We start from the raw sequence: 24760 nt of genomic DNA, 5'->3' as shown, positions 1-24760 counted from the left end.
CGCGAGGGCGAGCGAGGTGAGGGCGGGGGTTAGGGCAGGAGGTGAGGGCGGACTTCTTCGGCCGCGGTGTCGCCGTAGGACTCGGCGAGGCGCTTGACGAAGAGGTCGCGGCGGACCTCGTACTCCTGGGTGCCGACGGTCTCCAGGGCCAGCGTGGCCAGCAGCGAGCCCACCTGGGCGGCGCGTTCCAGGCCGAGGCCCCAGGACAGCGCTGTGAAGAAGCCGGCGCGGAAGCCGTCACCCACACCGGTCGGGTCGACAGCGCGGATCTCCCGGGCGATGGGTACGTGGATCCTGTCGATCCCCCGCCCGGCGATCTCCACGCCGTCCTTGCCCAGCGTGGTGACCCGCACCTTGACCAGGTCGAGCAGCTGGTCGTCGCTCAGCTTCGCCTTGCTCTGCAGCAGCGACTTCTCGTATTCGTTCGTCATCAGGTACTCGGCGCCCTCGATCAGCGCCACCACGTCCTCGCCGGGCATCCGGGCGAGCTGCTGCGAGGGGTCGGCGGCGAACGCGTACCCACGGGAGCGGCACTCGGCCGAGTGCCGCAGCATCGCCTCGGGATCGTTGGCGCTGACAAGCACCAGGTCCAGGCCGCCGAGCCGGTCGGCGACCGGGGCCAGCTCGATGTTGCGTGCCTCGCTCATCGCGCCCGCGTAGAACGAGGCGATCTGGCACATGTCGGTGTCGGTGGTGCAGACGAAGCGGGCGGTGTGCGCCACCTCGCTGATGTGCACCGAGTCGCAGTCCACGCCGTGCCGCTCCAGCCAGGAGCGGTAGTCGGCGAAGTCGGCGCCCACCGCGCCCAGCAGTACGGGGCGCAGCCCGAGCTGCGCCATGCCGAAGGAGATGTTCGCCGCCACACCGCCACGGCGGAGCACGAGGTCGTCCACCAGGAAGGAGAGCGAAACCTTGTGCAGCTGATCAGCGATGAGCTGGTCGGCGAAGCGACCGGGAAAGCTCATCAGGTGATCGGTGGCGATCGAGCCGGTCACGGCGATCTTCATGTCAACCCTCGGGGTCGGGAGCAGGGCGCGGTCAGCCTACCGGCCCGGCAACCGCGTGATGTCTTGTCGGTCGGACAACAGCAACCTGCGATAACCGGCGGTGCGGGACCGCTCCCACCGGCGCACCGACACGACGACGGGGCCGCCCCGGAGGACGGCCCCGTCGTCGCGCTGGTGTGTGGCGCGACTCAGTTGAACGAGTCGCCGCAGGCGCAGGAGTTGCCCGCGTTCGGGTTGTCGATGGTGAAGCCCTGTGCGTCGATCCGGTCGGCGAAGTCGATCGTCGCGCCGGACAGGTAGGGGCTGCTCATCCGGTCGACGACGACCTCGACGCCACCGAAGTCGGTGACGACGTCGCCGTCGAGCGAACGCTCGTCGAAGAAGAGCTGGTACCGCAGGCCGGAGCAGCCACCCGGCTGCACCGCGACGCGGAGCCGCAGGTCATCGCGGCCCTCCTGCTCGATCAGAGCCTTGACCTTCTGCGCCGCGACGTCGGTGAGGACGACGGAAGTAGGGGCCTGGGCCTCGGTCGACTCGGTCTGCGCTGGCGTGGTCACGTGGAAGTCTCCCTGCGCGGTTTTAGGTCCGGACGCACTGGCCAACATCACGCGTCGTCCAGTGATTCCCGGTTGTGGTCCAGTTCCGATCGTACGCCGCTTCGGCCGGGCCCACCCGCGTGGCGGGATCGGCATCGCAGGTCGCCCCAAATGAGGCCGTGCCGACGCGGGGAGTAGCGCTCAGCGGCTCCACTGCCGGGCCAGCCGCGCGCCCAGCTCGCGCAACCCGTCAGCGGGCCTGCTGAGCGCGGCGTCCAGGCCGCCGGCCTCCTCGCCGCCGAAGTGCTCGACCAGGCTGTACGCGTCGGTCACCCCCGCTGAGGCGGCCTCCCGCCGGCCGGTGCTCACCTGACCGGCCACCACCACGCACGGCACCCCCCTGTCGCGGGCCGCCCCGGCCACCCCGGCGACGACCTTGCCGCGCAGCGACTGGTGGTCGAAGGACCCCTCACCGGTGATCACCAGGTCGACGGTGTCCAGCGCGGCGTCCAGCCGGGTGGCGCTGGTGACCAGACCGATGCCCGACTCGCAGGCGCCCCCGAGCGCGAGGATCGCCGCACCGAGGCCGCCGGCGGCCCCACCACCGGGCAGCGCGCCGAGCCCTGCCGGGCAGCCGGGCAGGTCCCGTTCCAGCACCTCGGCGAAGCGCTCCAGCGCGGCGTCGAGCAGCAGGACATCGGCCCGGTCGGCGCCTTTCTGCGGGCCGAACACGTTGCTCGCGCCATGCAGCCCGAGCAGCGGGTTGTCCACGTCGGTGGCGGCGACCAGCCGGGCGCCGCGCAGCCGGGGCGCGCCGTCCAGCGCGTCGATCGCGGCCAGCGCCGCCCCGCCGTACGGAAGCGCGGCACCGCCGGCGTCCAGTGGGGTGACGCCCAGCGCGGCCAGCATGCCGGCGCCGCCGTCGTTGGTGCCGGAGCCGCCCAGCCCGATCACCACGGTGCTCGCCCCGCTCTCCACGGCGGCGGTCACCAGCAGGCCCAGCCCGTACGACGTGGTGGTCTTCGGGTCGCGCTCGGCGGCGGTGAGCAGGTGCAGCCCGCACGCCTGGGCGCTCTCCAGGTAGGCGGTGGCGCCGTCGACGGTGAGCAGGATCTCACCTGCCGCCGGACGGCCCAACGGGTCGACGGTCGGCACCGGCACCCGCCTGCCGTCGAGTGCCTCGGCGAGCACCTCCACGAAGCCCGGCCCGCCGTCGGCGAGGGGCCGGAGCAGCAGGTCGTCGCCGGCGGTGACGGTGCGCCACCCGGCGGCAACGGCCGCGGCGACCTCCGGGGCGGGCAGAGTGCCGGCGAACTTGTCCGGGCAGAGCAACACACGCATGCGGTGCAGTGTGGCAGCCCACATCGAGAGAAGCTGCGCCGTGCTCGCGCTGTGGGACCATGGATCTCGTGACTTCGACCTGGGTGGAACCCTCCAACACGGCGACGGCTCTGCTGCTGCTCGGCCGGGGCAGCGACCCCGACACCGAGCGCGGCGTCGAATGTCCGGGCGACCTGCCGGCGCCCAGCGACCCCGACCTGGTGGCTCGCGCCACCGCGGCGAAGGCGAAGCTGGGTAGCAAGGTGTTCGTGCTGGGGCATCACTACCAGCGCGACGAGGTGATCCAGTTCGCCGACGTGACAGGCGACTCGTTCAAGCTGGCCCGGGAGGCGGCCGCCCGCCCGGACGCGGAGTACATCGTCTTCTGCGGCGTGCACTTCATGGCCGAGAGCGCCGACATCCTCACCACCGACTCCCAGCGGGTGATCCTGCCCGATCTGGCGGCCGGCTGCTCGATGGCGGACATGGCAGTGCTGGGTCAGGTCGAGGCCGCCTGGGACACGCTCACCGAGCTGGGCATCGCCGGCGACACGGTCCCGGTGACGTACATGAACTCGTCGGCAGACATCAAGGGCTTCGTGGGCCGCAACGGCGGGGTGGTCTGCACCTCCTCCAACGCCCGGCGCGCCCTGGACTGGGCGTACGAGCAGGGGTCGAAGGTGTTCTTCCTGCCCGACCAGCACCTGGGCCGCAACACGGCGGTGCTGGAGATGGGCCTGTCGCTCGACGACTGTGTCCTCTACGACCCGCACAAGCCCGGCGGCGGGCTCACCCCGGAGCAGCTGCGCGACGCCAAGATGATCCTGTGGCGGGGGCACTGCTCGGTGCACGGCCGGTTCACGCTGGACAGCGTCAACGACGTACGGGAGCGGGTGCCCGAGGTCAACGTGCTTGTCCACCCGGAGTGCCGGCACGAGGTCGTCACGGCCTCGGACTACGTCGGCTCCACCGAGTACATCATCAAGACCATCGAGGCGGCGCCGGCGGGTTCGGCGTGGGCGCTGGGCACCGAGCTGAACCTGGTCCGCCGGCTGGCGTTGGCCCACCCGGACAAGCAGATCATGTTCCTGGACAAGGCCGTCTGCTACTGCTCGACGATGAACCGGATCGACCTGCCGCACCTGGTGTGGGCGCTGGAGGAGCTGGTCGCGGGCCGGGTGGTCAACCAGATCACTGTGGACGCCGACACCGCGCACCACGCTCGGGTGGCGCTTGACCAGATGCTCGCGCTGCCGGGCGCCGTCACCCCACCCCCGGGCGCACCCTGATCACGTTCCGTGACGCTCGTGGCACACAAAAGTGCCGGATCACCGATTAGTACCGCACACGCCGGTGTGACCGAGTCCTTTTTCGTCACCGAGGGCTATGCTGCCGGAGCGACGACGCAAGCGGGCCGTTTCGATATGCCCGCATCCGGGGTAGCGACAGTGGTCATGCTCCCCACCATCAACACAGCAGCACCGACGCGCTGGAGGTTGCGTTGACCGACGACGTCCTGGTCGTGCACGGAGGGGCTCCGCTCGAAGGGCGGATCCGCGTGCGCGGCGCGAAGAACCTGGTTTCGAAGGCGATGGTCGCCGCGTTGCTCGGCGACACCCCGAGCCGATTGTTCGACGTGCCGAAGATCCGCGACGTCGAGGTGGTCCGAGGTCTGCTCGGGCTGCACGGCGTCAAGGTGACCGACGGCGTCGAGGACGGCGAACTCGTCTTCGACCCCGCCAACGTGGAGAGCGCCAGCACCGACCAGATCAACGTGCACGCGGGTTCGAGCCGGATTCCGATCCTGTTCTGCGGGCCGCTGCTGCACCGGCTGGGGCACGCGTTCATCCCCGACCTGGGTGGGTGCCACATCGGCCCGCGCCCGATCGACTTCCACCTTCAGGCGCTGCGGGAGTTCGGCGCCACCGTCGACAAGCGGCCCGAGGGTCTGCACCTGTCCGCGCCCAACGGGCTGCACGGCACCAAGTTCGCCCTGCCGTACCCGAGCGTCGGCGCCACCGAGCAGGTGCTGCTGACCGCCGTGATGGCCGAAGGTGTCACCGAGCTGCGCAACGCCGCGGTGGAGCCGGAGATCATCGACCTGATCTGCATCCTGCAGAAGATGGGCGCGATCATCAAGGTCCACACCGACCGGGTGATCGAGATCCAGGGTGTGCCGAAGCTGCACGGCTACACGCACCGGCCGATCCCGGACCGGATCGAGGCGGCCAGCTGGGCCGCCGCCGCGCTGGCCACCCGTGGTCACGTCGAGGTGCTCGGCGCTCAGCAGGCCGACATGATGACCTTCCTGAACATCTTCCGGTCCGTCGGCGGCGAGTACGAGGTCACCGACGCCCGTCCGCCGAAGCTGGGCGACCCGGGTCAGGAGGGCGGCATCCGCTTCTGGCACCCGGGCGGCGAGCTGAACGCGGTGGCGCTGGAGACCGACGTACACCCGGGTTTCATGACCGACTGGCAGCAGCCGCTCGTGGTCGCGCTCACCCAGGCCCGGGGCCTGTCGATCGTCCACGAGACGGTCTACGAGCAGCGCCTGGGCTACACCGAGGCGCTCAACTCGATGGGCGCCAACATCCAGGTCTACCGGGACTGCCTCGGCGGCACCCCGTGCCGCTTCGGTCGACGCAACTTCAAGCACTCGGCGGTGATCGCCGGACCGAGCAAGCTGCACGCCGCGGACCTGGTCATTCCGGACCTGCGGGCCGGTTTCAGCCACCTGATCGCGGCGCTCGCCGCCGAGGGCACCTCCCGGGTGTACGGCGTCGACCTGATCAACCGCGGCTACGAGGACTTCGAGGCGAAGCTCGCCGACCTGGGCGCGCACGTCGAGCGTCCGTAACCTCGATCACCTTTCGCGCCCGGTGCACCGCGATGTGCACCGGGCGCGAACCGTTGGCTACCCTTGCCGCGTGCCGTCGCTCTTTCGCCGCAAGTCCACCGACCTCGTCGACGAGGCCGCCTCCTCGGTGACCCCTGAGGAGTCCGCCGAGCGGCCCCGGGGCTACACCCCGGCCAAGGGTCGGGAGACGCCCAAGCGGCCGACCGTCGGCCGGCGCCCCGCCGGCCCCACCCGCCCCCTGAGCAAGGAGGAGGAGCGGGAGCGCCGACGCAAGCTGCGCGCCGAGGCCGCCGCGGAGTTCCGCCGTGAGGGCGGCCCCCGCGACCGTGGCCCGGAGCGGCTGCTGGCCCGCAACGTGGTCGACTCCCGGCGTACCGTCGGCACCTGGTTCTTCGGTGGCGCGTTGATCGTGCTGATCGGCTCGAACGCGGCGATGCCGCCGGTGGTCCGGCTGGTCTCCAACCTGCTCTGGGGCGCGCTGGCGCTGGGTGTGGTCGTCGACTCGGTGCTCATCTGCCGCAAGATCGGCAAGTTGGTCCGGGAGCGCTTCCCGAAGACCGACCAGCGGATGGGCTCGCTCTACCTGTACGCGGTGATGCGGGCGATCACCTTCCGGCGGATGCGTGCCCCGGCCCCGCAGGTAAAACTCGGCGACAAGGTCTGATCCCGCTCACGGCACACCGAGCAGGCGTAGCACGGCGGCCGTGACCGCCGCGCCGACCACCACCAGCAGGAACGGCGCCCGACGCCAGGCGAGCAGCAGGCCGACGAGCACCCCGACCGGCCTGGCCCAACCGGCGAACCGGCCGGCCTCGGTGATCGCCGCTGTCGCCGCCAACGCGGCGAGCAGCGTGGCCGCGGCGACCGGCAGCAGCAGCCGGGCCCACTCGGGCAGGTCGAGCCGGTCCCGCAGCAGCACACCGGCGACCCGGAAGCCGTAGGTGCCTGCGGCCAGCGTCAGGATCACCGCGATCAGCACGTCGCACTCTCCCCGGCTGCCGGCACTGCGGTGGGGCCGGCACCGCCGGTTGGCGTACGGCGGCGGCGCAGCGCGATGAGGGCCGGGCCGGCGAGTGCGAGCAGCACCGGCAGTCCGGCCGGCAGCAGCGGGGTGGCGACGACAGCGAGGGCGGCCCCGCCCAGCGCGGCGTGACGGGTGTCCCGGTCGCGCAGGGACGGCAGCAGCAACGCGATGAGCCCGGCCGGGAACGCGGCGTCCAGGCCCAACGCGGCCGGATCGCCGACCGCGCCGCCGGCGAGCACGCCGACCAGGGTGCCCGCGTTCCAGGCGACGAAGAGCAGCGTGCCGGCCAGCCAGAACGCCCGTCGGCGGGCGACGCCGTCCGGCTGGGCGAGCGTGAAGGCGGTCGCCTCGTCGGTCAGCAGGTGACTGCCGAGCAGCCGGTGCCCCAGCCGGGGTCCGAGGCTGTTGCCGAGCGCGAGCCCGAACGGCAGGTGCCGGGCGTTGAGCAGGAGCCCGGCCAGCACGGCGGCCAGGGGGCTGCCGGCGGCCACGAGACCGACGGCCATGAACTGCGCGCCGCCGGCGTAGAGGACCGCGGACATCGTCAGTGTGGCCCACACCGGGATCCCGGCAGCCACCGCGACCGCCCCGAAGGAGGCGCCCACGGCGAACATCGCCGCGCCGAGGGCGAGCACATCTCGAAGCACCCCGGCGTCGGCTGTTCGTTGTACCGTACGCATGGTTCATTATGGTGAACAGCTCGCAGCCGTTCGTCAAACCGAACATTCATCCGATGGAGCGAACAAATGCCGCCGGAACCCTCCGCCCCGCTGGCCACCATCGCCACCGCCCTACGCCGCGAACGGGAGCGCGTCGGCATCTCGCTCACCGAACTCGCCCGCCGGGCAGGAGTGGCCAAGTCCACTCTCTCCCACCTGGAGTCCGGGACCGGCAACCCGAGCGTGGAGACGCTCTGGGCGCTCGGCGTGGCGCTCGGCGTACCGTTCGGGCGGCTCGTGGAGCCTGCCGACGACGCCATCCGGGTGATCCGCGCCGGGGAGGGGCCACGGATCCGCTCCGAGCAGGCCGACTTCACCGGCACGCTGCTCAGCGCCGGTGCGGCGCACCTGCGGCGGGACGTCTACCTGATCGAGTTGGAGCCCGGCGCCGTCCGGGAGGCCGACGGGCATACCCCCCGCAGCGTCGAGCACGTGGTGGTGGCCGCCGGCCGGCTGCGCGTCGGCCCCGAGGCGAACCCGGTCGACCTCGATCCGGGCGACTACGCGACATTTCCCGGCGACCTTCCGCACCGCTACGAGGCCCTGCTTCCCGGCACCTTCGCCGTCCTGGTGATGGAACACCCCTGAGCCCGGTACGCCGATCCCGGCCGGCCCGGTCCGCTCGACGGTGGGGTATCGTCGAGGACCAGATACGGTTATCGACCCAAATGTCCGGAACCGTCGGATAACGTTTGCTCCCGTGGGCAGCGCCATAGTGGCGGTGACCGAGCCCACGCCGTTACCCTCCATCCGCAGCCACGCCCTGCCGGAACGGGCGATCTGACCGGCACGCGAGGCCCCAGCGCGACAACTTGCAACGAGGTGACAACGCCGTGAGCGAGCGGACGCGAGCCGGCCACCGAGGCGTGGCAGGCGGCGACCGGACGCCCGGCGAGGGCCCACCCCCGGGCACCTCGTCGCCCCCGGGCATCGCACCGCCCTCCGGGATCGGCTTTGCGGCCGGATGTGGCGACAGGCCCAACGGATGAACGGTCACTACACCGACCGCTGGCCGGACCCGAACGAACCGTCCTGGGTGGTCGAACCGACCACCGAGTGGCATCCCCAGTTCCCCGGCCAGCGTTATCCCGGCGACATCGGCGCATCCCACCAGCCACCTCCGCCGCCGCGCGGACGCGCGACAGTGGTCGGCCGCACCGAGGTGCCACCGCTGGCACCCACCCGCCCGGACGGCACGTACCTCGGCCGTTCCTGGGCCGACGAACCCCCTGCTGAGCAGGCTCACGACCGTTCCTGGCCGGACGACGAGCCGGTCGGCAACCCGGCCTACAGTTGGCCGCGCGGTGACGACCGGCCGCTGGAACCACCGCCGCGCGGCCGGTCCGACGCCCCCCACTACGACCACGAGCCGTACCGCCGCCCACTGCCCGAGCCGCCCCGGCGCGAGGAACGCCGCTCCCCCGAGTCGGACCGGCGGACCGCCTGGTCCGACCGGCGCCCCAGCGACGAGCGAGGGCCGGCCCGGGAGGCCGCCTGGCACCGCGAGCAGCAGGCCCCTGAGCGGTACGACAGCCGCCGCCCTCAGCCGACCGACCGGGGACATCCGGCCGCCCCGCCGGTCTCCCCCGCACCCCGGTTCGACGGCGGCTGGGTCCCCGAGCCCGACGAGACGCCGCGCGGACGTGGCACATCGGAGCGACAGGCCGCCGGCCACGACCGACGCACCCCCGACAGGTACGACGCCAGGCCGCCCCGCAGCCACGACGAGCGGCCTGCCAACGGCTGGGCAGCCGAAGCGCCGGGCACGTGGGCGCCCGTGGACAGCAGCCCGCGTCACCGCCCCGACCGAAGGCCCGACGACGCCCGCCGCCCCGAGCGGGCCGACGACATCCGCCGACCAGATCGGCCGGAGGACGCTCGCCGCCCGGAGCGGCCCGACGACGCCCGCCGCCCGGAACGCCCGGACGACGTTCGCCGTCCTGAGCGGCCCGACGACGCCCGCCGCATGGAGCGGCCGGAAGACATCCGCCGTTCGGAGTGGGCCGCCGAAGGCGCCGGGTCGGGCGGTCGGCCCCGGCCGGACGGCAACCCTGGTGCGTCCGCCGACCGGCGGCACCGTCCGGACGAGGGGTACGGCACGCCGCCGACGCCCGACGGCGGATGGCGGCGCCGGCCCGAGCAGGAGGCACCGGAGCAGTCGCGCCGGGACGAGCGCCGCAGACCCGACACCGAGCAGCACCGGCGCGAGGCAGCGGCCCGCGCCGAGGCGTACCCCGACCGGCGTCCGCGCGAGGAGACCTCGCCGGAGGCGTACCGCGAGCCCCGCGTGCAGCCCGCCTCCCGACCGGACGGCATGCTTCCGTGGCCGCCACCGGGCCCGGTACGCCCGGACCGTACCCGGGAGCCCGGCCACCGCGACCCCGAGACGGGCGCGCCGTCGCGGCCGGCCAGCCGACCCGAGCGGGCACCAGCCGAACGTTCCCGGTACGACGACCGGCCGGCTCGCCCCGCCGCGACGACACCGACCGCACCGGGCCGGGCCACGCCGGTCCCGCCTGCGCCCGTCTCCCCGGCGCGGCCGATATCGCCGGCACCTGCTTCGCCAGCACGACCGGTATCGCCGGCCCCCGGATCGCCTGCCGCGCCCGGCCGGGACCGTCCGGCGGCCTTCACCTCGGATTCGGCTGCCCCGAAGTCGCCCGTCCCGCACTCGGCCGCACCGACCTCGCCTGCCCCGACCCAATACGAGCGCCGGCCGTCCACTCCGGCCGGTCACGATCGGGATCGGCCGGTGTCGGCCGCGCCGGTTTCCCCGCCGCGCGACGTACCCGTCTCCGGCCCGCCGGCCGCCCGGCTCCGACTGGAGTTCCTCCCCGCCACGGTGGACCCCCCGATACCCGCCGACCGGGACGAACCATCACCGACCGATCGACGCGAGCCGTCGCCGCCGCTCGATCGACGGGAGCCCTCCCCGCCCGTCGATCGACGCGAGCCGTCGCCGCCGACCGACTGGCGCGAGCCGTCCGAGCGGCGGACGCCGGCCGGGCCGGCACCTACCGCCGCCGCCCAACCCACCGCACCACCGCGTTACCCCGGACCGGGCACGGGCACGGGCACCAGGCCGGGCGCGGGCAGTGGGCCCGGCGCGGGCAGTGGGCTGGACGAGGCGCGGCGGGACGTGGGACCTGCGGTCGCGCCACCTCCCACCTGGCAGCGCCCGGACCCGCCGGTCGCCCGCCCGCTCTCGGCGCCCACATCGCCCGCACCCGAGGTGGACCCCGATCGGGCGCTTCCGATCGCCCCCGGTGTGCCGCGCCGGTACGTGCCCCCGCCGCCCTCGGAGCCGCCCGCGTCGTCGGCTCCCCCACCGGCCGAGGTTCCGGCTCAGCGGCCGGACGCCTGGTTCAGCCCTGCCAAGCCGGCCGAGCCCGACAAGGGCGAGAGGACCGAGCGCGAGACCACCGAGCCAGTCGAAACGGTCGAGCGCGAGACGAGCGGGCCAGCCGAGACGGTCGACGCGGCCGTAGCCATCGAGACAGCCGGGACGACTGACGCGACCGACCCGGTCGAGGCGACCGACGCGACCGACGATCGGGCGATCCTCAGCAGCTCGGCCGCACCCGTGTCCGGGCCGGTGGGCGAGCACGACCGGTCGACGGTGGACGCCGAACCCGCCGCCGAACCCACCGCCGCCGACCGGTGGACCGACGCTGCCGTCACGGCACCCGTTTCCGCACCTCCAGCCCAGCCGATCTCCGCGCCCCCGGCCACTCCAATCTCCGCACCTCCAGCCACGCCCGCCTCCTCGCCGCCTGTCGACGAGGTCGACGCGGACCACGACGTCGATGTGGACCACGACGTCGACGCGGACCACGACGTCGATGTGGACCACGACGTCAATGTGGACGCCGACTTCGACGCGGACCACGACGACCGGGCAGGTGGGAACGACGACGAGGGCCCGTACCTCGTGCATGCGGCCGAGCCACCGCCCGCCGTCGCTGTCGAGCCGGCCCCGACCGAGGCACAGCACCCAGGCCCGGCGGATACCGGAGCGCAGGCCCACAGCGAACACCTCCGCGACACCGCCACCGACACCGACGAGGGCGCGGACGCGGAGCCGTCGAGCGCAGACACCTCCGACGTACCGTCGGCAAACGCCGGCTCCGACGACCCCGCGGCCCCGGACCGGCCGACGTCCGCACCACCGGCGCCGACCGACGTGCACGAGCCGTCCCCCACGGCGGACGCGGCGACCCCTACACACCACCCAGCCGTCGAGGCGACCTCCGCGCCACCCGAGGAGGACGCCAAGACCGATGCCGAGGAGGACGCCGACACCGGCGCCGAGAAGGATGCTGAGCCGCCTGTTGCGGCACGGCCGGTGTCGGGTGTGCCTGCGGGCGTGGTTCCCGGGCCACGGACCGGATCGGCGGACGTCGACGCACCGACGTCGGAGCCGCCCGCTGCCGCGCCGGAGCCGAGAAGACCGTCCCTGGCCGACCCGGGCGATCCGGAGCAGGTGCTGGCGGCGTACCGCTGGCGGCTGGACCCGGTCACGCTGCGTGAGGAGCTGACCGAGCCGGACAGTATGCGGGCGATCCGTCGGCGGCTGACCGAGAAGCTCGGTTCGGCGATCGACAACCGGGCGCGTGCCCGGCTGCTCAGCCTGCGGGCGGTGGCGTCGCGGATCCTCGGCGACCTGGACGACGCATTGGCCGACGGCCGGCTCGCCCTCACCTACGCGGAGGCGACCGGGGAGCTGCGCCGGACCGCACTGGCTCAGGCCCGGCTGGCACACGTGTTGCGCTGGCGCGGCGACTTCGCCGAGGCCGACCAACTCTTCGCCGAGGCCAACTCGGTCGAGCTGCCCGACCGGCTGCGGGCCTCCCTGCACGAGCACGCCGGACGGACCTGCTACGACCAGGGCCGGCTCATGGAGGCCTGCCAGCACTTCGAACGCGCCCTCGACCTGCGCGGCGCCGGCGACGCCGAACTGCTGGAGCGGGTCCGGGTGGCGCTCGACGCGGTCGCCGAACGCGCGTCCGCCGACGGCTTCGGCCCGTACCCCAGGAGTCGCGACGAGGTGCTCGACCGGGACCGGCCCCCGCAGCCGGACCGGGACGGACCACTGTGGGGCTACGTCGACCAGGACGGCGACGTGGTCATTCCCGCCCGGTACGCCGAGGCGCAGCCGTTCCACGACGGCCTGGCCTGGGTACGGCGGCCGGACACCGACCGGTGGTCCCTGATCAACCTGCTCGGTACGACGGTGATCCCCCCGTCGTACCGCGTGGCGCGCCCGTTCAGCGACGGCCTGGCCTGGGTGGTCACCGACGGCGGGTGGACGGCGATCGACCCCACCGGCGCGGTGCAGGTCCCGCCGAACTTCGCAGAGGTACGTCCGTTCCGCCGCGGGCTGGCCGCGGTACGCCGTGAGGGATGGGGCGCTGTCGACCGGACCGGACGGATCGTGGTGCCCACCCGCTACCACGGCTTCGTCACCGAGCTGACCGACGGTGGGCCGGTCGACGGCTTCACCGACGAGGGCCTCGTGGTGGTCGACGTGGCCGGTCGGCGTGGTGTGGTGGACCGGACCGGCGCGGTGCTCGTGCCGCCTGCGTACCCGATGCTCGTCATCCACCCGGTGGCGTTCCTGGTCGGCAGCGGCGGCCGGTGGGGCGCGCTGGACCGGCAAGGTGAGCCGCTCATCGACCCGGTGCACCGCGACCGCGCCGAGGTGCTGGCGGAGATCGATCGGCTGCTCACCGACGCCAACCCGGTGCTCTGAACGGCAGGTCGGCGGTAATGACCGGCTGGGTCTAGGTTCAGTACATGGAATTCCGACACCTGGGCCGTTCCGGCCTGATGGTCAGCGAGATCTCGTACGGCAACTGGATCACCCACGGTTCACAGGTCGAGGAGGACGCCGCGTTCGCGTGCGTCCGGGCCGCCCTCGACGCGGGGATCACCACCTTCGACACCGCCGACGTGTACGCCGGCACCCGGGCCGAGGACGTGCTCGGCCGGGCGCTGCAGAACGAGCGTCGCGAGGGCCTGGAGATCTTCACCAAGGTCTACTGGCCGACCGGGCCGGGCCGCAACGACCGCGGTCTGTCCCGCAAGCACATCATGGAGTCGATCAACGGCTCGCTGCGTCGGCTGCGCACCGACTACGTGGACCTCTACCAGGCCCACCGGTACGACCACAGCACGCCGCTGGAAGAGACGATGGAGGCGTTCGCCGACGTCGTGCACTCCGGCAAGGCGCACTACATCGGCGTCTCCGAGTGGACGGCCGCGCAGCTGCGCGCCGCCCACCCGCTCGCCCGTGAGCTGCACATCCCGCTGGTCTCCAACCAGCCGCAGTACTCGATGCTGTGGCGGGTCATCGAGGCCGAGGTCGTACCGGCCAGCGAGGAGCTGGGCATCGGGCAGATCGTCTGGTCGCCGATGGGGCAGGGTGTGCTCTCCGGCAAGTACCTGCCGGGGCAGCCGCCGCCGGCCGGTTCCCGGGCCACCGACGAGAAGTCCGGCGCGAGCTTCATCTCCCGGTTCATGCGCGACGACGTGCTGACCCGGGTGCAGCAGCTCAAGCCCCTCGCCGAGCAGGCCGGGCTGAGCATGGCCCAGCTCGCCGTGGCCTGGGTCCTCCAGAACCCGAACGTCTCCTCGGCGATCATCGGCGCGTCCCGCCCCGAGCAGGTGCAGGACAACGTCAAGGCGGCCGGGGTGAAGCTCGAAGCCGAGCTGCTCAAGGCGATCGACGAGATCATCGACCCGATCACCGAGCGGGACGCGGCGAAGACCGAGTCCCCCGCCCAGCGGCCCTGACGCGGCTCCGGCCCGGTCGGCAGCTCGGATCGGCGCGCCCGACCGGGCCGGAAAACCCGCTCAGCCCTGGCAGCCGCTCAGCCCTGCCAGAAGCGGATCAGGTCGAGGCCTGTGGCGTAGAGCCACGACGGCAGACCGAGCAGGTCGCCGACGGCGAAGACGGCATCGAAGAACCAGCCTCCGATGCGCGGGTTCCACAGCAGCGCGAAGAGCAGAATGAAGCCGTACGGGGCGAACAGGTCGTACATCTTGCGCCACTGCGGGTTGAGCCACGGCTGGATCATGTTGCCGCCGTCCAGGCCGGGCACCGGCAGCAGGTTCAGCACGCTCGCGGTGAGTTGCAGGAAGCCCAGCAGCGCGACAGCGGCCCAGAACTCCACAGGGCCACCCGACTGGGTGCCGAAGCGCACAGCGGCCACCAACACCAGCGTGAACAGCACGTTCGTGGCCGGGCCGGCGAGGCTGACCAGTGTGTGCCGCAGCCGACCCGGGATGGAGTGACGGTCCACCCACACCGCGCCGCCGGGCAGGCCGATGCCGCCGAGCAGCACCACCACCACGGGCAGCACGATCGACAGCAGCGGGTGCGTGTACTTGAACGGGTTGAGCGTCAGATAGCCCCGGTGGGCGATGTCCCGGTCGCCGGCCCGGTACGCGACCACCGCGTGGGCGTACTCGTGCAGGCAGAGCGAGACCAGCCAGCCGGTGACCACGAAGACGAACACGTTGAACCGGACATTGCCCACCCCGTTCCAGGTCAGGGCACCGCTGACCGCGAAGAGGGCGACCAGGCCGAGGAAGACCGGGCTGGGCCGGAATGCCGCCTTGGGCACGCCGAGCACCAGCCCGTCACCGCCCGGCCGGTCGTAACCCATCACTCGGCCGTGGGCTGCAGACTCATCCGGTAGTCCAACCGGTCGTCCTCCATGAGCGCGACCGAGGTGACGCCGGACGCCGCGAGCTCACGCCAGGTCTGACCGATCCAGGATTCGGCGTCGGCCTGGCTGCCGAACGACTCCGCCGGACCCTCGACCGTCTGGCCGTCCGTGCCCTCGTACCGCCAGCTCCACGCCATGTGCGCGTCTCCCCTCGCCGCTGAAGTCCCGCCGGGACGAACCTTCGCAAGCGTAGTCGGCCGCGCTGACAGCGGCCCGTGCGGAGGTTCCACAGCGCGTGCCTGAGGGTATGCCGCCGGCATCGGCACGGACCGACGGCGTACGACGGGGGGCGGGACGATGAGCAGGCCGTTGCGGGAATGGGACACCGATGATCTGCGGAACATCGCGGTACGGGGCGGCATCGAGGGCGCGCGGGAGATGGACCGGGAGGAACTTGTCGATTCCCTGCTCGCCCGCCCCGGCGAAGGTCTCTGGCAGGAGGACCCGAAGCCGGCGGACGTGAACCCCAACGACTATCAGTACCGCGCACCCGGCGAACGGTGATCCGGGCCGGGACAGCGCTACCTGTGCTGTTGGTGCCTTCGGGCTGGCTCTAAGGTACGAGCATGTCCGTTGAGGGGTGGAAGACGATCCTGGTGCTCGGCGGGATCCGATCCGGCAAGTCCGAGTTCGCCGAGTCCCTGGTCGCCGACGCGCCGGTGGTCCGATACATCGCCACCGCTGGTGAGGGCGACCCGGAGGACACCGAGTGGGCGACCCGGCTCGCGGCGCACCGCGCCCGGCGGCCGGGCACCTGGACCAGCGAGGAGACCGCCGGAGAGCCGCGTCGGCTGGCGGATGTGATCTCGTCCGCCGAGCCCAACGAGACGCTGCTCGTGGACGACCTCGGTGGTTGGGTGACGGTGCTGCTCGACCCGGACCACCAGCCCGCCGACGACCTGGCTACGGTCGCCGAGCTGGCCGAGGCGATCGGCTCCTGCGCGGCGCGGGTGGTGCTGGTGAGCCCCGAGGTGGGGCTGTCGCTGGTGCCGACCACCCCGCTGGGTCGGGCGTTCACCGACGCGCTCGGCGCGGTCAACCGGGCGGTCGCCGACGCCTGCGACTCGGTGGTGCTTGTGGTCGCCGGCCAGCCGGTCCCGCTGAAGCCGGCCGCCGTGCCGCCCACCGCCGCCGCCCCCTCTGTCGCCGCTGCCCCCGCGACCGGGACGGCGTCGGTCGGCTCCGGATCGAGCCCTGACGACGTCGAGCCCACCCCCGAGGTGCAGTTGCCCGACGTCCTGACCCACACGCCTCCGGTGGCCCCGAACCAGGAGCCCGGCAACCCCTGGGCCGCGCCGACGATGGCACTGCCGATGGTGTCGACAGGGCTTGTCATCCAGCCCGGCATGGAACTGCCGATGCCCGACGAGTACGCCGGCCCGCAGGCGGTGGACCGGCTGGCCACGTTGGACGTACCCGGCGCTGGGCTGGGCGTGCTGGACCGGGTGGTCGGTTTCGCCGCCGCCACCCAGGGCACCTCGACTCCCCAAGCCTGGGGTTCGGTGCGGGTGCTGCTGCTGCACGGCGACCACGCCGGTGGGGCGTCGGCGGGCGCCGTGGCCGGCGAGTCGGCGCGCCGGGCCGCGCAGGCTCGCGCCGGTCGGGGCGCGTTGGCCCGACTGGCCGCCGAGAGCGGCGCGAGCCTCCAGGTGGTGGATACTCCGGCCGCCGCGCCGATCGAGGACGGGCCGGCGCTCACCCTCGACCAGGTGGAGTCGGCGCTGCGCTACGGCTGGCGGCTGGCCGAGCAGGCGGCCGACGCGGGCGTACAACTGCTGGTTCTGGCAGCGTGCGGCGCCGGCACCGAGGCGGCAGCGGCGGCGGTGCTGGCGGCCACTGCGGGCGCGGAACCACCGGCAGTGCTGGGCAGGGTCTTCACCGACGCCGGGGCGATCGACGACGCGGCCTGGATGATCCGCTGCGCGGCGGTGCGCGACGCACTGCACCGCACCCGACACTCGCCGCGCGGCGCGAAGGACGTGCTGTCCGAGCTGGGCGGCGGCGACGTGGCGGTGGCCACCGGCGTGCTGCTCGGCGCGACCGCCCGGCGGGTGCCGGTGCTGCTCGACGGGCCTGTCGGAATGGCCGCCGGGATGGTCAGCCGTGACCTGGCCGGGCAGGCGCGACACTGGTGCCTGCTGGCCGACCACGGCGGTCACCCGGCGGTACGGCTGGCCGCCGACGTGCTCGGCCTCAACCCGCTGCTCGACCTCCGGATGGACCTCGGTGAGGGCGCCAACGCGCTGGTGGCGCTCCCGCTGCTGCGCTCGGTGCTGGCGCTGGCCGCCGCGCTGCCGGTGCACCCGTCGCTGGCCGGCGACGAGGCCCTGGACGAGCCGGCGACGCCGGAAACCGCCCCGGTCGACACCGCCCCGGACGAGGACGACGACGACGTCGAGCCCGGGCCTACCACCGAGCCGGATCGTGACGCCGAGCCGGACTTCGTCGAACCGGAGCCGGCCGGGCCGGGCCCGACCAGCACCGAGCCGGACGCGCAGCCGGCGTCGGGCTGGCGTGCCGGCTGACTCGCGGCTCCTCGCGGGAGCCCGGCTGGCGGTCACCACCTTCAGCACGCTGCCGGTACGCGCCGGACGGATCGACCGCACGGTGGCGGGCACCGCCATGGCGCTCGCCCCGGCCGTCGGCGCGCTGCTCGGCGCGCTGCTGGCAGGTGTCCTGCTGCTGGTCGGCGCTCTCGCCCCGGCGCTTGTGGCAGCCGGTGTGACTGTGGGGGCCGCCGCCCTGCTGACCCGAGGGCTGCACCTGGACGGGCTGGCCGACACGGTGGACGCCCTCGGCTCGTACCGGCGGGGTGCCGCCGCCCTGGAAATCATGAAGAAGCCGGACGTCGGGCCGTTCGGCGTGGTGGCCCTTGTGGTCGTACTCCTGGTGCAGGCCGCGGCGCTCGCCGAGCTTGCCGGCCGGTCCTGGCCGGCGTGCCTCGCGGCGGTGGTCGCCGCAACCGCCGCCGGGCGGCTCGGCGTGACGGTGGCCTGCCGGCGGGGGGTTCCGGCCGCCCGTCCGGACGGGCTGGGCGCCCTGGTGGCCGGCACGGTCGGCCCTGTGGCGCTGACCGTCGGCGCGGTCGCCGTCGCGCTGCTGGCGGTGCCTGCGGTGCCGGGCCGTCCGTGGCAGGGGCCGCTGGCCGTCGTTGCCGCACTCGCCGTCACGGTGCCGCTGCTGACCCACGTGGTACGCCGGCTCGGCGGGATCACCGGCGACGTGCTCGGCGCGACAGTCGAGGTGGTCACCACGCTTGTCTACCTGGGTGTGGTGCTGTCCGGCTGAACAGCTCCGGGCCGGCCGGGTAGCGTTCGGCTCGACAGCGCCGGCGCCGCCACCGGGGGAACGAACATGCTCATCACTGACGACTTCCTGCCCGTACCGGTACCGGAGTCGCTCAGCGCGACCTATCTGGTGCCGATGACAGGGCTGCCGAAGGTCAGCGCAAAGACCGCGGTCGCCGCGCTGACCGGACGGCTGGCCGAGCCGGTGCACGGCCTCGCCCGGCAGATGCTGGACAGCCCGCTGATGAGCGTGGACACCCGGCCGATCACCGAGTTCCCCGAGCTGCCGCCCGATCTGCTCACCGCGTTCGGCGCCACCGAGGCGCAGCTCGCCCGACTGGCCGCGGCGACACATCTGGTGGTGGTGCAGGCCGAATACCGGCCGGGCTGGCCACCGGCGCACGAGTGGGCGGCGCGGGCGGTCGCGGCTGCCGTTGCGGAATCCGTCGACAGCGACGTGGTGGACGTCTTCGGCCTCCAGTTCCTCGACCCGGCGACCGCGCTGCGCTCGCTCCCCGACGAGCACGGCCGGATCCGGCTCGTCGACTGGGTGCTGGTGCCGTACTCCTCGGACACCGAGGGGCTCTGGTTCACCACGAAAGGGCTGCGCCGTTTCGGGCTGCTGGAGTTGCAGACCCAGGGCGTGCCCGACCATCTCACCCGCGCCTGGGGTGCGGTGCTGACCGGGGCTGCCCGGCGGCTGCTTCGGGACTGGACCGACGGCCTGTCCGGCGCGGAGGTGCCCGCGTTCGTACAGCTCCCGGTGCTGGCGACGGTGACCGGGCACGACATCGCCGTGGCGTACGGCAATCCGGAGCAGCACGGCGCTACCGCGCCGGTGCTGCTGCGCCTGGAGCTGGATCCGGCGACCGACCCGGAGGCCGACTCGTTCCTGAGCCTGCGCCCGCCGGCCGGGCATCCCGGTCCCGACGGGCGTTACTACGCCGCCGCCTGCGCGACGCTGTTCGCCGGGATCCAGCCGGACGTGCGGTACGCCCGCTCCGGCGACGCGATGAGCCGGGCGGTCGCCACCGCCCGGGCGGCGTTGGGTGATGCCCGCGCCCGGTACGTCGCCGGGCAGTTGCCGCCGGAGTCGCAGCTCGTGGTCAAGTACGGGCTGCCCGGCGACGACGGACCGGAGTACGTCTGGGCCGGCGTCACCTCGTGGGAGACGCCGGAGCGGATAGTCGGCGTGAGCGCCGGCGACGCCGCCACGGACCCGGCAGTCAAGATCGGAGCCCCAGTGGTGATCGAGGCGACCGACGTAGTCGACTGGGCAGTCCTGAACGCGACAGGCGTGATCGAAGGCGGCTGGACCCAGGCGGTGCTGGACTCCGGCGAGCCCCCCAAAACCCCCTAACCCCATGTGCGGGGCTTGCGGGGGCGGGGGTTACCTCACTGAGGGGTTCACGAAGGGCGGCTTGGTGATCGTTACCGGGGCGCGGCGGTTGCGGATGTTGATCTCGATCACGTCGCCTTCGGCGAGGTTCGCGTCGGTGTCCAGCAGGGCCAGCGCGATGCCCTGCTTCCGCGTCGGGCTGAAGGTGCCGCTGGTTACCTCGCCCACCTGCTCGTCACCGACGTGCAGGGTCATCCCGGGGCGCGGGATGGCCCTGTCGACCGCCACCAGGCCGCGCAGCGTACGCCGGGGGCCGGCGGCCTTCTCGGCGAGCAGCGCGTCGCGACCCCAGAACGCCGGCTTGTCCCAGCCCACCGCCCAGCCTGAGCGTGCCTGTACCGGGGTGATGTCCAGCGACAGGTCCTGCCCGTGCAGTGGGTAGCCCATCTCGGTGCGCAGCGTGTCCCGAGCGGCAAGTCCGCAGGCACGCAGGTCGAAGGCCGCACCGGCGGCGAACAGCGCGTCCCAGACGGTCACGGCGTCGTCCGCCGGCACCACCAGCTCGTAGCCCAGCTCGCCCGTGTAGCCGGTGCGACAGACGGTCAGTTCCACGTCGGCAAGTGTGGCGGCGGAGAAGCTCATGTAGCCGTGCTCGGTGGGCAGGCCGAGGGCTGCCAGCAGCTCGCCCGAGCGGGGGCCCTGCACGGCAAGCACCGCGTACGCCTCGTGCTCGTCGGTGACGGTGACCTGAGCAGGCGCGGCGGCGCGCAACCGGCGCACCACCTCGGCGGTGTTCGCGGCGTTCGGGATGAGGAAGACGTGGTCGTCGGCGTACAGGTAGGCGATGATGTCGTCCACCACGCCGCCGGTGGCGTCGTCGCAGCAGAGCGTGTACTGCGCCCGGCCCGGCCCGATCCGGCCGAGGTCGTTGCTGAGGCAGGCGTTGACGAACTCGGCCGCGCCGGGGCCTGTCACCCGGGCCTTCCCCAGGTGCGACACGTCGAAGACCCCCACCGCGGTACGCACCGCCGTGTGCTCCTTGAGCACCCCGCCACCGGCGTACTCCAGTGGCATTTCCCAGCCCCCGAAGGGGGCGAACTTGGCGCCGGCGGCGGTGTGCCGCTCGTGCAGCGGGGATCGGCGCAGCCGGGTCGCGGCGGCGTCGGAGGTCACGTCGGTCATGGGTGGCAACTTACCGGGGGCAACACCGCTGGTTAGCATCGGCGGGACCCCGTCGGCGGCATCGACGGGACAGCCCCGATGTCCGGCGGGTAGGTTCCGTCGGAGACCTTCACCGCCGGTACGCGACGCCGCGACCGGCCCGGCCCGCCCGGAGTAGCTTCAGTGACATCCCCCCGTACGACCACCCTGAGCCTGGTCGACACCGACCCGGCGGAGCTCGCCGTCGACGCGATCGTGATCGGCGTGCACAGCCAGACCGGAGAGCAGGGCGCCACCAGCGGCCTCGCCGGCACCCTGCTGCTCGCCAGCGGCGCGGAGAGCATCGCCGCCGCTTTCGACGGCAAGCTGACCGCGACGTTGGCGCTGCTCGGCGCGACCGGCGCCCCCGGGGAGGTGATCAAGCTGGCGACGCTGGGCACTGTCACCGCCCCGCTGGTCGCCGCCGTCGGGCTGGGTCCGGAGCCGTCGGGCGCCGCACCGGCGCCGGAGGCGCTGCGCCGCGCGGCCGGCTCGGCGATCCGGGCCGTGGCCGGTGCCGCGAAGGTGGCGCTCGCCATGCCGCTGCCGGACGACGCGGACGCGCCGGCTGCGCTGCGCGCTGTCGCCGAGGGGGCGTTGCTCGGCGGGTACCGGTTCGCCGGTTACAAGACCCGGCCGCAGCCGACCCGGCGGGAGCCGGTGGCCGAGGTGCTCATCGCCGTGCCGGACGCCGCTGACGCGGGCGCCGAGGCGGAGATCACCCGGGCGCAGGCGGTGGCCGGCGCGGTCCGGCTCAGCCGGGACTGGGTGAACACCGCCCCCAACGAGTTGCGTCCCCCGTCGTTCGCCGACGCGGTGGCCGGTGCCGCCCGGGAGGCGGGGCTCGACGTCGAGGTGCTCGACGAGGCGGCGCTCGCCGCTGGCGGGTACGGCGGCATCGTGGCGGTCGGGCAGGGTTCGGAGGCTCCCCCGCGGCTGGTGAAGCTCACCTACACCCCGCAGGGCGGCGGCAACGGCAAGCGTGTCGCGCTGGTCGGCAAGGGCATCACCTTCGACACCGGTGGCATCTCGATCAAGCCGGCGCAGGGCATGTGGGAGATGAAGTCCGACATGGCGGGCGCCGCCGCGGTGGGTGCCGCCATGCTGGCGATCGCCGCGCTGAAGCCGGCGGTGGCGGTCAGCGCCTACCTGCCGATGGCGGAGAACATGCCGTCGGGCAGCAGCTACCGGCCGGGTGACGTGATCAGCATGTACAACGGCAAGAAGGTGGAGGTGCTCAACACCGACGCCGAAGGCCGGATGGTGCTGGGTGACGCCATCGCCCGCGCGTGCGAGGACGGCACGGACTACCTGTTCGAGACGTCCACGCTGACCGGCGGCCAGGTGATCGCGCTGGGCAAGCGGATGGCCGGCGTGATGGGTACCCCGGAGCTGTGCGAGCGGGTCCGGACGGTGGGCGACGCGGTCGGCGAGCCGGCGTGGCCGATGCCGCTGCCGGACGACGTCCGCAAGGGCATGGAGTCCGACGTCGCGGACATCTCGCAGGTCAACGCGGGGATGGACCGCGCCGGGCACATGCTGCAGGGCGGCGTGTTCCTGCGGGAGTTCGTGGCCGACGGCGTGGCCTGGGCGCACATCGACATCGCCGGGCCGGGCTACCACTCGGGTGAGCCGACCGGCTACTGGACCAAGGGCGGCACTGGTGTGCCGGTCCGCACCCTGGTTCAGCTGGTCGAGGACGTCGCGGCCAACGGCTGAGATGTAAGGAAGGGCCCCCTGTTAACGCCTGGCGTTAACAGGGGGCCCTTCCTTACATCTGCTGGTCGGGTCGGCGCTTGCGGCGTTCGTTGAAGTCGCGCATCCGCTGCGGGTAGCCCATCAGCCGCACGTCGTACACCGGAATCCCCATCCGGTACGCGAAGCGCCGCGCCCCGTCCGGGCCGTCGATGCGACGGCGGGTCCACTCCCCGTCGTCGGCGATCAGGATGACAGTGGTCTCGGTGACCGTCGTCCGAGGTTCGATGAACGCTTCGACGCCTCGCCGGCTGCGGATGAAGGCTTCGAGATGGGCCAGGTCGCCGCTGTCGGCCGCGCGGTCGAGGCTCGACACACGCGGCTTCTTACGACGTCGGAACAACCCCACCGAACATCTCCCCCAATGCTCCGTCGTCGACAACGGTGCCAAGGGTACGTGTCGATGACGTGTCGTTGGGCACCTCACTACGCGCCCTGTGCCGCATGGTGACAAGATGACCGAGGTGGGGTGTGTCCGTGTTACCCCTCTGTGACCCCCGAAGCAGCGACGCGACCTGGGAGTTGGACGTGAGCGAGCCGAACGACGCAACCTTCGACATCGTCATCCTCGGAGGTGGTAGCGGCGGTTACGCCACCGCCCTGCGCGCCGTCCAGCTGGGCCTTAAGGTCGCGCTGGTCGAGAAGGGCAAGCTCGGCGGCACCTGCCTGCACAACGGTTGCATCCCGACCAAGGCGCTGCTGCACGCGGCCGAGATCGCCGACCAGACCCGCGAGTCGGAGCAGTTCGGTGTGAAGGCCGAACTGGTCGGCATCGACATGGCGGGGGTCAACGCGTACAAGGACGGCGTGATCTCCCGGCTTTACAAGGGCCTGCAGGGCCTGGTGAGCGGCTCGAAGGACATCACCTTCGTCGCGGGCGCCGGCAAGCTGGTCGGCAAGAACGTCGTCGAGGTCGACGGCAAGCGCTACACCGGCCGCAATGTCGTGCTGGCCTCCGGCTCGTACGCCAAGAGCCTTCCCGGCCTGGAGGTCGACGGCGAGCGGATCATCACCAGCGACCACGCGCTCACCCTGGACCGGGTGCCGTCGTCGGTGATCGTGCTGGGTGGCGGCGTGATCGGCGTCGAGTTCGCGAGCGTGTGGAAGTCCTTCGGCGTGGACGTGACGATCGTCGAGGCGCTGCCCCGGCTGGTCGCCGCCGAGGACGAGGAGTCGTCCAAGGCGCTGGAGCGGGCGTTCCGCAAGCGGAAGATCAACTTCAAGGTCGGCAAGCCGTTCGAGAAGGTCGAGAAGACCGAGAACGGCGTCAAGCTGACCATTCAGGGCGGCGAGACCGTCGAGGCCGAGCTGCTGCTGGTCGCCGTCGGTCGCGGCCCGAACACCGCCAACCTCGGGTACGAGGAGCAGGGCGTGAAGATGGACCGCGGCTACGTGCTTACCGACGAGCGGCTGCGCACGAGCGTGCCGAACGTCTACGCGGTCGGCGACATCGTGCCGGGCCTTCAGCTCGCGCACCGCGGCTTCCAGCAGGGCATCTTCGTCGCAGAGGAGATCGCCGGGCAGAACCCGGCGGTCATCGACGAGGTGGGCATCCCGCGGGTCACCTACTCCGACCCGGAGCTGGCATCGGTGGGCCTGACCGAGGCGAAGGCCAAGGAGCAGTACGGCGCCGACAAGGTCAAGGCCTACAACTACAACCTGGGCGGCAACGGCAAGAGCCAGATCCTCAAGACCACAGGCTTCGTGAAGCTGGTCCGGGTGGAGGACGGCCCGGTGGTCGGCGTGCACATGGTCGGCGCCCGGGTGGGTGAGCTGGTCGGCGAGGCGCAGCTCATCTACAACTGGGAGGCGTACCCGGCGGAGGTCGCCCAGCTCGTGCACGCCCACCCGACCCAGAACGAGGCCCTGGGCGAGGCGCACCTGGCCCTCGCCGGCAAGCCGCTGCACGCGCACGCCTGATCACCCAAACCGCGGCGTCCGGCGACGGGCGAAGATCCCCTAGGGGAATGAAGGAGTCTGGAG

The 24760-nt window shown here is 72.7% G+C and carries 21 protein-coding genes; 12 read left to right on the top strand and 9 right to left on the bottom strand.

The genetic code is table 11. From position 1 onward, the window contains the following. Nucleotides 1-29: 29 nt before the first annotated feature. The 3 genes from ADK66_RS21035 to ADK66_RS21025 form a co-directional block, all read right to left on the bottom strand. Entirely contained in the window at nt 30-1007 is a 978-nt protein-coding gene (locus ADK66_RS21035; RefSeq protein ID WP_053657954.1) for a carbohydrate kinase family protein, read from the bottom strand. Between the two features lie 188 nt (nt 1008-1195). Then, nucleotides 1196-1564, bottom strand: a complete 369-nt coding sequence (gene erpA, locus ADK66_RS21030) for an iron-sulfur cluster insertion protein ErpA (protein ID WP_053657953.1) — start codon at nt 1562-1564, stop codon at nt 1196-1198. Nucleotides 1565-1744: 180 nt separating this feature from the next. Continuing rightward, entirely contained in the window at nt 1745-2908 is a 1164-nt protein-coding gene (locus ADK66_RS21025) for a glycerate kinase (RefSeq protein WP_197281598.1), read from the bottom strand. 44 nt (nt 2909-2952) lie between these two features. On the opposite strand from ADK66_RS21025, the gene nadA reads away from it, so the two are divergent. The 3 genes from nadA (at nt 2953) to ADK66_RS21010 (ending at nt 6384) form a co-directional block, all read left to right on the top strand. Then, nucleotides 2953-4152, top strand: coding sequence for a quinolinate synthase NadA (gene nadA, locus ADK66_RS21020; RefSeq protein WP_053658307.1), 1200 nt, complete (start codon nt 2953-2955; stop codon nt 4150-4152). A 212-nt stretch (nt 4153-4364) separates the two neighbouring features. Continuing rightward, complete coding sequence (gene murA / locus ADK66_RS21015; RefSeq protein WP_053657949.1) at nt 4365-5720, top strand: UDP-N-acetylglucosamine 1-carboxyvinyltransferase; 1356 nt, start codon at nt 4365-4367, stop codon at nt 5718-5720. A 70-nt stretch (nt 5721-5790) separates the two neighbouring features. Continuing rightward, nucleotides 5791-6384, top strand: coding sequence for a DUF3043 domain-containing protein (locus tag ADK66_RS21010; protein WP_053657947.1), 594 nt, complete (start codon nt 5791-5793; stop codon nt 6382-6384). A 6-nt stretch (nt 6385-6390) separates the two neighbouring features. Here ADK66_RS21010 and ADK66_RS21005 read toward each other — a convergent pair whose 3' ends face one another. After that, entirely contained in the window at nt 6391-6699 is a 309-nt protein-coding gene (locus tag ADK66_RS21005) for an AzlD domain-containing protein (RefSeq protein ID WP_053657945.1), read from the bottom strand. Further along, nucleotides 6693-7424 carry an AzlC family ABC transporter permease gene (locus ADK66_RS21000; RefSeq protein ID WP_053657943.1) on the bottom strand — a complete coding sequence of 244 codons (732 nt, stop codon included), beginning with the start codon at nt 7422-7424 and terminating at the stop codon, nt 6693-6695. The genes ADK66_RS21005 and ADK66_RS21000 overlap by 7 nt, the downstream gene beginning before the upstream one ends. Nucleotides 7425-7490: 66 nt before the next feature. On the opposite strand from ADK66_RS21000, the gene ADK66_RS20995 reads away from it, so the two are divergent. The 3 genes from ADK66_RS20995 to ADK66_RS20985 all read left to right on the top strand — a co-directional run bounded on the left by ADK66_RS20995 (nt 7491) and on the right by ADK66_RS20985 (nt 14258). Then, the gene (locus ADK66_RS20995; protein WP_053657941.1) at nt 7491-8051 is read left to right on the top strand and encodes a helix-turn-helix domain-containing protein; all 561 of its coding nucleotides are present in this window, start codon (nt 7491-7493) and stop codon (nt 8049-8051) included. A gap of 397 nt (nt 8052-8448) precedes the next feature. Continuing rightward, nucleotides 8449-13215, top strand: coding sequence for a WG repeat-containing protein (locus ADK66_RS32355; protein WP_053657939.1), 4767 nt, complete (start codon nt 8449-8451; stop codon nt 13213-13215). 44 nt (nt 13216-13259) lie between these two features. Continuing rightward, complete coding sequence (locus ADK66_RS20985; protein WP_053657936.1) at nt 13260-14258, top strand: aldo/keto reductase family protein; 999 nt, start codon at nt 13260-13262, stop codon at nt 14256-14258. Nucleotides 14259-14335: 77 nt separating this feature from the next. On the opposite strand, the gene ADK66_RS20980 is transcribed toward ADK66_RS20985, so the two are convergent. Both ADK66_RS20980 and ADK66_RS20975 read right to left on the bottom strand, forming a co-directional pair. Next, nucleotides 14336-15133: a site-2 protease family protein gene (locus ADK66_RS20980; RefSeq protein ID WP_053657934.1), complete on the bottom strand. Its 798-nt coding sequence runs from the start codon at nt 15131-15133 to the stop codon at nt 14336-14338. Next, nucleotides 15133-15333: a hypothetical protein gene (locus tag ADK66_RS20975; RefSeq protein WP_053657932.1), complete on the bottom strand. Its 201-nt coding sequence runs from the start codon at nt 15331-15333 to the stop codon at nt 15133-15135. Before ADK66_RS20975 ends, ADK66_RS20980 begins: the two co-directional genes overlap by 1 nt. A 160-nt stretch (nt 15334-15493) precedes the next feature. Here ADK66_RS20975 and ADK66_RS20970 point away from each other — a divergent pair, with 160 nt between their 5' ends. The 4 genes from ADK66_RS20970 (at nt 15494) to ADK66_RS20955 (ending at nt 19843) form a co-directional block, all read left to right on the top strand. After that, nucleotides 15494-15700 carry a hypothetical protein gene (locus ADK66_RS20970; RefSeq protein ID WP_053657931.1) on the top strand — a complete coding sequence of 69 codons (207 nt, stop codon included), beginning with the start codon at nt 15494-15496 and terminating at the stop codon, nt 15698-15700. Between the two features lie 62 nt (nt 15701-15762). After that, on the top strand, nt 15763-17721 hold the full coding sequence (locus tag ADK66_RS20965) for a bifunctional adenosylcobinamide kinase/adenosylcobinamide-phosphate guanylyltransferase (RefSeq protein WP_053657929.1): 1959 nt from the start codon (nt 15763-15765) through the stop codon (nt 17719-17721). Continuing rightward, nucleotides 17711-18484 (top strand): adenosylcobinamide-GDP ribazoletransferase, encoded by a 774-nt coding sequence (locus ADK66_RS20960; RefSeq protein ID WP_053657926.1) that lies wholly within the window; start codon nt 17711-17713, stop codon nt 18482-18484. The genes ADK66_RS20965 and ADK66_RS20960 overlap by 11 nt, the downstream gene beginning before the upstream one ends. Before the next feature lie 66 nt (nt 18485-18550). After that, nucleotides 18551-19843 carry a hypothetical protein gene (locus ADK66_RS20955; protein ID WP_053657924.1) on the top strand — a complete coding sequence of 431 codons (1293 nt, stop codon included), beginning with the start codon at nt 18551-18553 and terminating at the stop codon, nt 19841-19843. Nucleotides 19844-19873: 30 nt separating this feature from the next. Here ADK66_RS20955 and gcvT read toward each other — a convergent pair whose 3' ends face one another. Beyond that, on the bottom strand, nt 19874-21004 hold the full coding sequence (gene gcvT, locus ADK66_RS20950; RefSeq protein ID WP_053657921.1) for a glycine cleavage system aminomethyltransferase GcvT: 1131 nt from the start codon (nt 21002-21004) through the stop codon (nt 19874-19876). A 162-nt stretch (nt 21005-21166) separates the two neighbouring features. On the opposite strand from gcvT, the gene ADK66_RS20945 reads away from it, so the two are divergent. Further along, nucleotides 21167-22741 (top strand): leucyl aminopeptidase, encoded by a 1575-nt coding sequence (locus tag ADK66_RS20945; protein WP_053657919.1) that lies wholly within the window; start codon nt 21167-21169, stop codon nt 22739-22741. A 52-nt stretch (nt 22742-22793) separates the two neighbouring features. Here the strand turns inward: ADK66_RS20945 and ADK66_RS20940 are convergent, their stop codons facing one another. Beyond that, the gene (locus tag ADK66_RS20940; RefSeq protein ID WP_053657917.1) at nt 22794-23126 is read right to left on the bottom strand and encodes a hypothetical protein; all 333 of its coding nucleotides are present in this window, start codon (nt 23124-23126) and stop codon (nt 22794-22796) included. A gap of 179 nt (nt 23127-23305) precedes the next feature. Between ADK66_RS20940 and lpdA the strand changes: the two genes are divergently transcribed. Next, nucleotides 23306-24697, top strand: coding sequence for a dihydrolipoyl dehydrogenase (gene lpdA / locus ADK66_RS20935; RefSeq protein WP_053657915.1), 1392 nt, complete (start codon nt 23306-23308; stop codon nt 24695-24697). Nucleotides 24698-24760 lie beyond the last annotated feature (63 nt).

The organism is Micromonospora sp. NRRL B-16802 (assembly GCF_001279555.1).
Classification (GTDB): domain Bacteria; phylum Actinomycetota; class Actinomycetes; order Mycobacteriales; family Micromonosporaceae; genus Micromonospora; species Micromonospora profundi.
The sequence above is the reverse complement of the archived record's forward strand: the minus strand, read 5'-3'. Positions and strand labels throughout refer to the sequence as shown.

Bases quoted from the DNA above. Each gene is read 5' to 3' on its own strand.
- ADK66_RS21035 (WP_053657954.1), bottom strand. From the start codon at position 1,007: ATGAAGATCGCCGTGACCGGCTCGATCGCCACCGATCACCTGATGAGC.
- ADK66_RS21025 (WP_197281598.1), bottom strand. From the start codon at position 2,908: ATGTGGGCTGCCACACTGCACCGCATGCGTGTGTTGCTCTGCCCGGAC.
- ADK66_RS21000 (WP_053657943.1), bottom strand. From the start codon at position 7,424: ATGCGTACGGTACAACGAACAGCCGACGCCGGGGTGCTTCGAGATGTG.
- ADK66_RS20995 (WP_053657941.1), top strand. From the start codon at position 7,491: ATGCCGCCGGAACCCTCCGCCCCGCTGGCCACCATCGCCACCGCCCTA.
- ADK66_RS32355 (WP_053657939.1), top strand. From the start codon at position 8,449: ATGAACGGTCACTACACCGACCGCTGGCCGGACCCGAACGAACCGTCC.
- ADK66_RS20985 (WP_053657936.1), top strand. From the start codon at position 13,260: ATGGAATTCCGACACCTGGGCCGTTCCGGCCTGATGGTCAGCGAGATC.
- ADK66_RS20980 (WP_053657934.1), bottom strand. From the start codon at position 15,133: ATGGGTTACGACCGGCCGGGCGGTGACGGGCTGGTGCTCGGCGTGCCC.
- ADK66_RS20975 (WP_053657932.1), bottom strand. From the start codon at position 15,333: ATGGCGTGGAGCTGGCGGTACGAGGGCACGGACGGCCAGACGGTCGAG.
- ADK66_RS20970 (WP_053657931.1), top strand. From the start codon at position 15,494: ATGAGCAGGCCGTTGCGGGAATGGGACACCGATGATCTGCGGAACATC.
- ADK66_RS20965 (WP_053657929.1), top strand. From the start codon at position 15,763: ATGTCCGTTGAGGGGTGGAAGACGATCCTGGTGCTCGGCGGGATCCGA.
- ADK66_RS20955 (WP_053657924.1), top strand. From the start codon at position 18,551: ATGCTCATCACTGACGACTTCCTGCCCGTACCGGTACCGGAGTCGCTC.
- gcvT (WP_053657921.1), bottom strand. From the start codon at position 21,004: ATGACCGACGTGACCTCCGACGCCGCCGCGACCCGGCTGCGCCGATCC.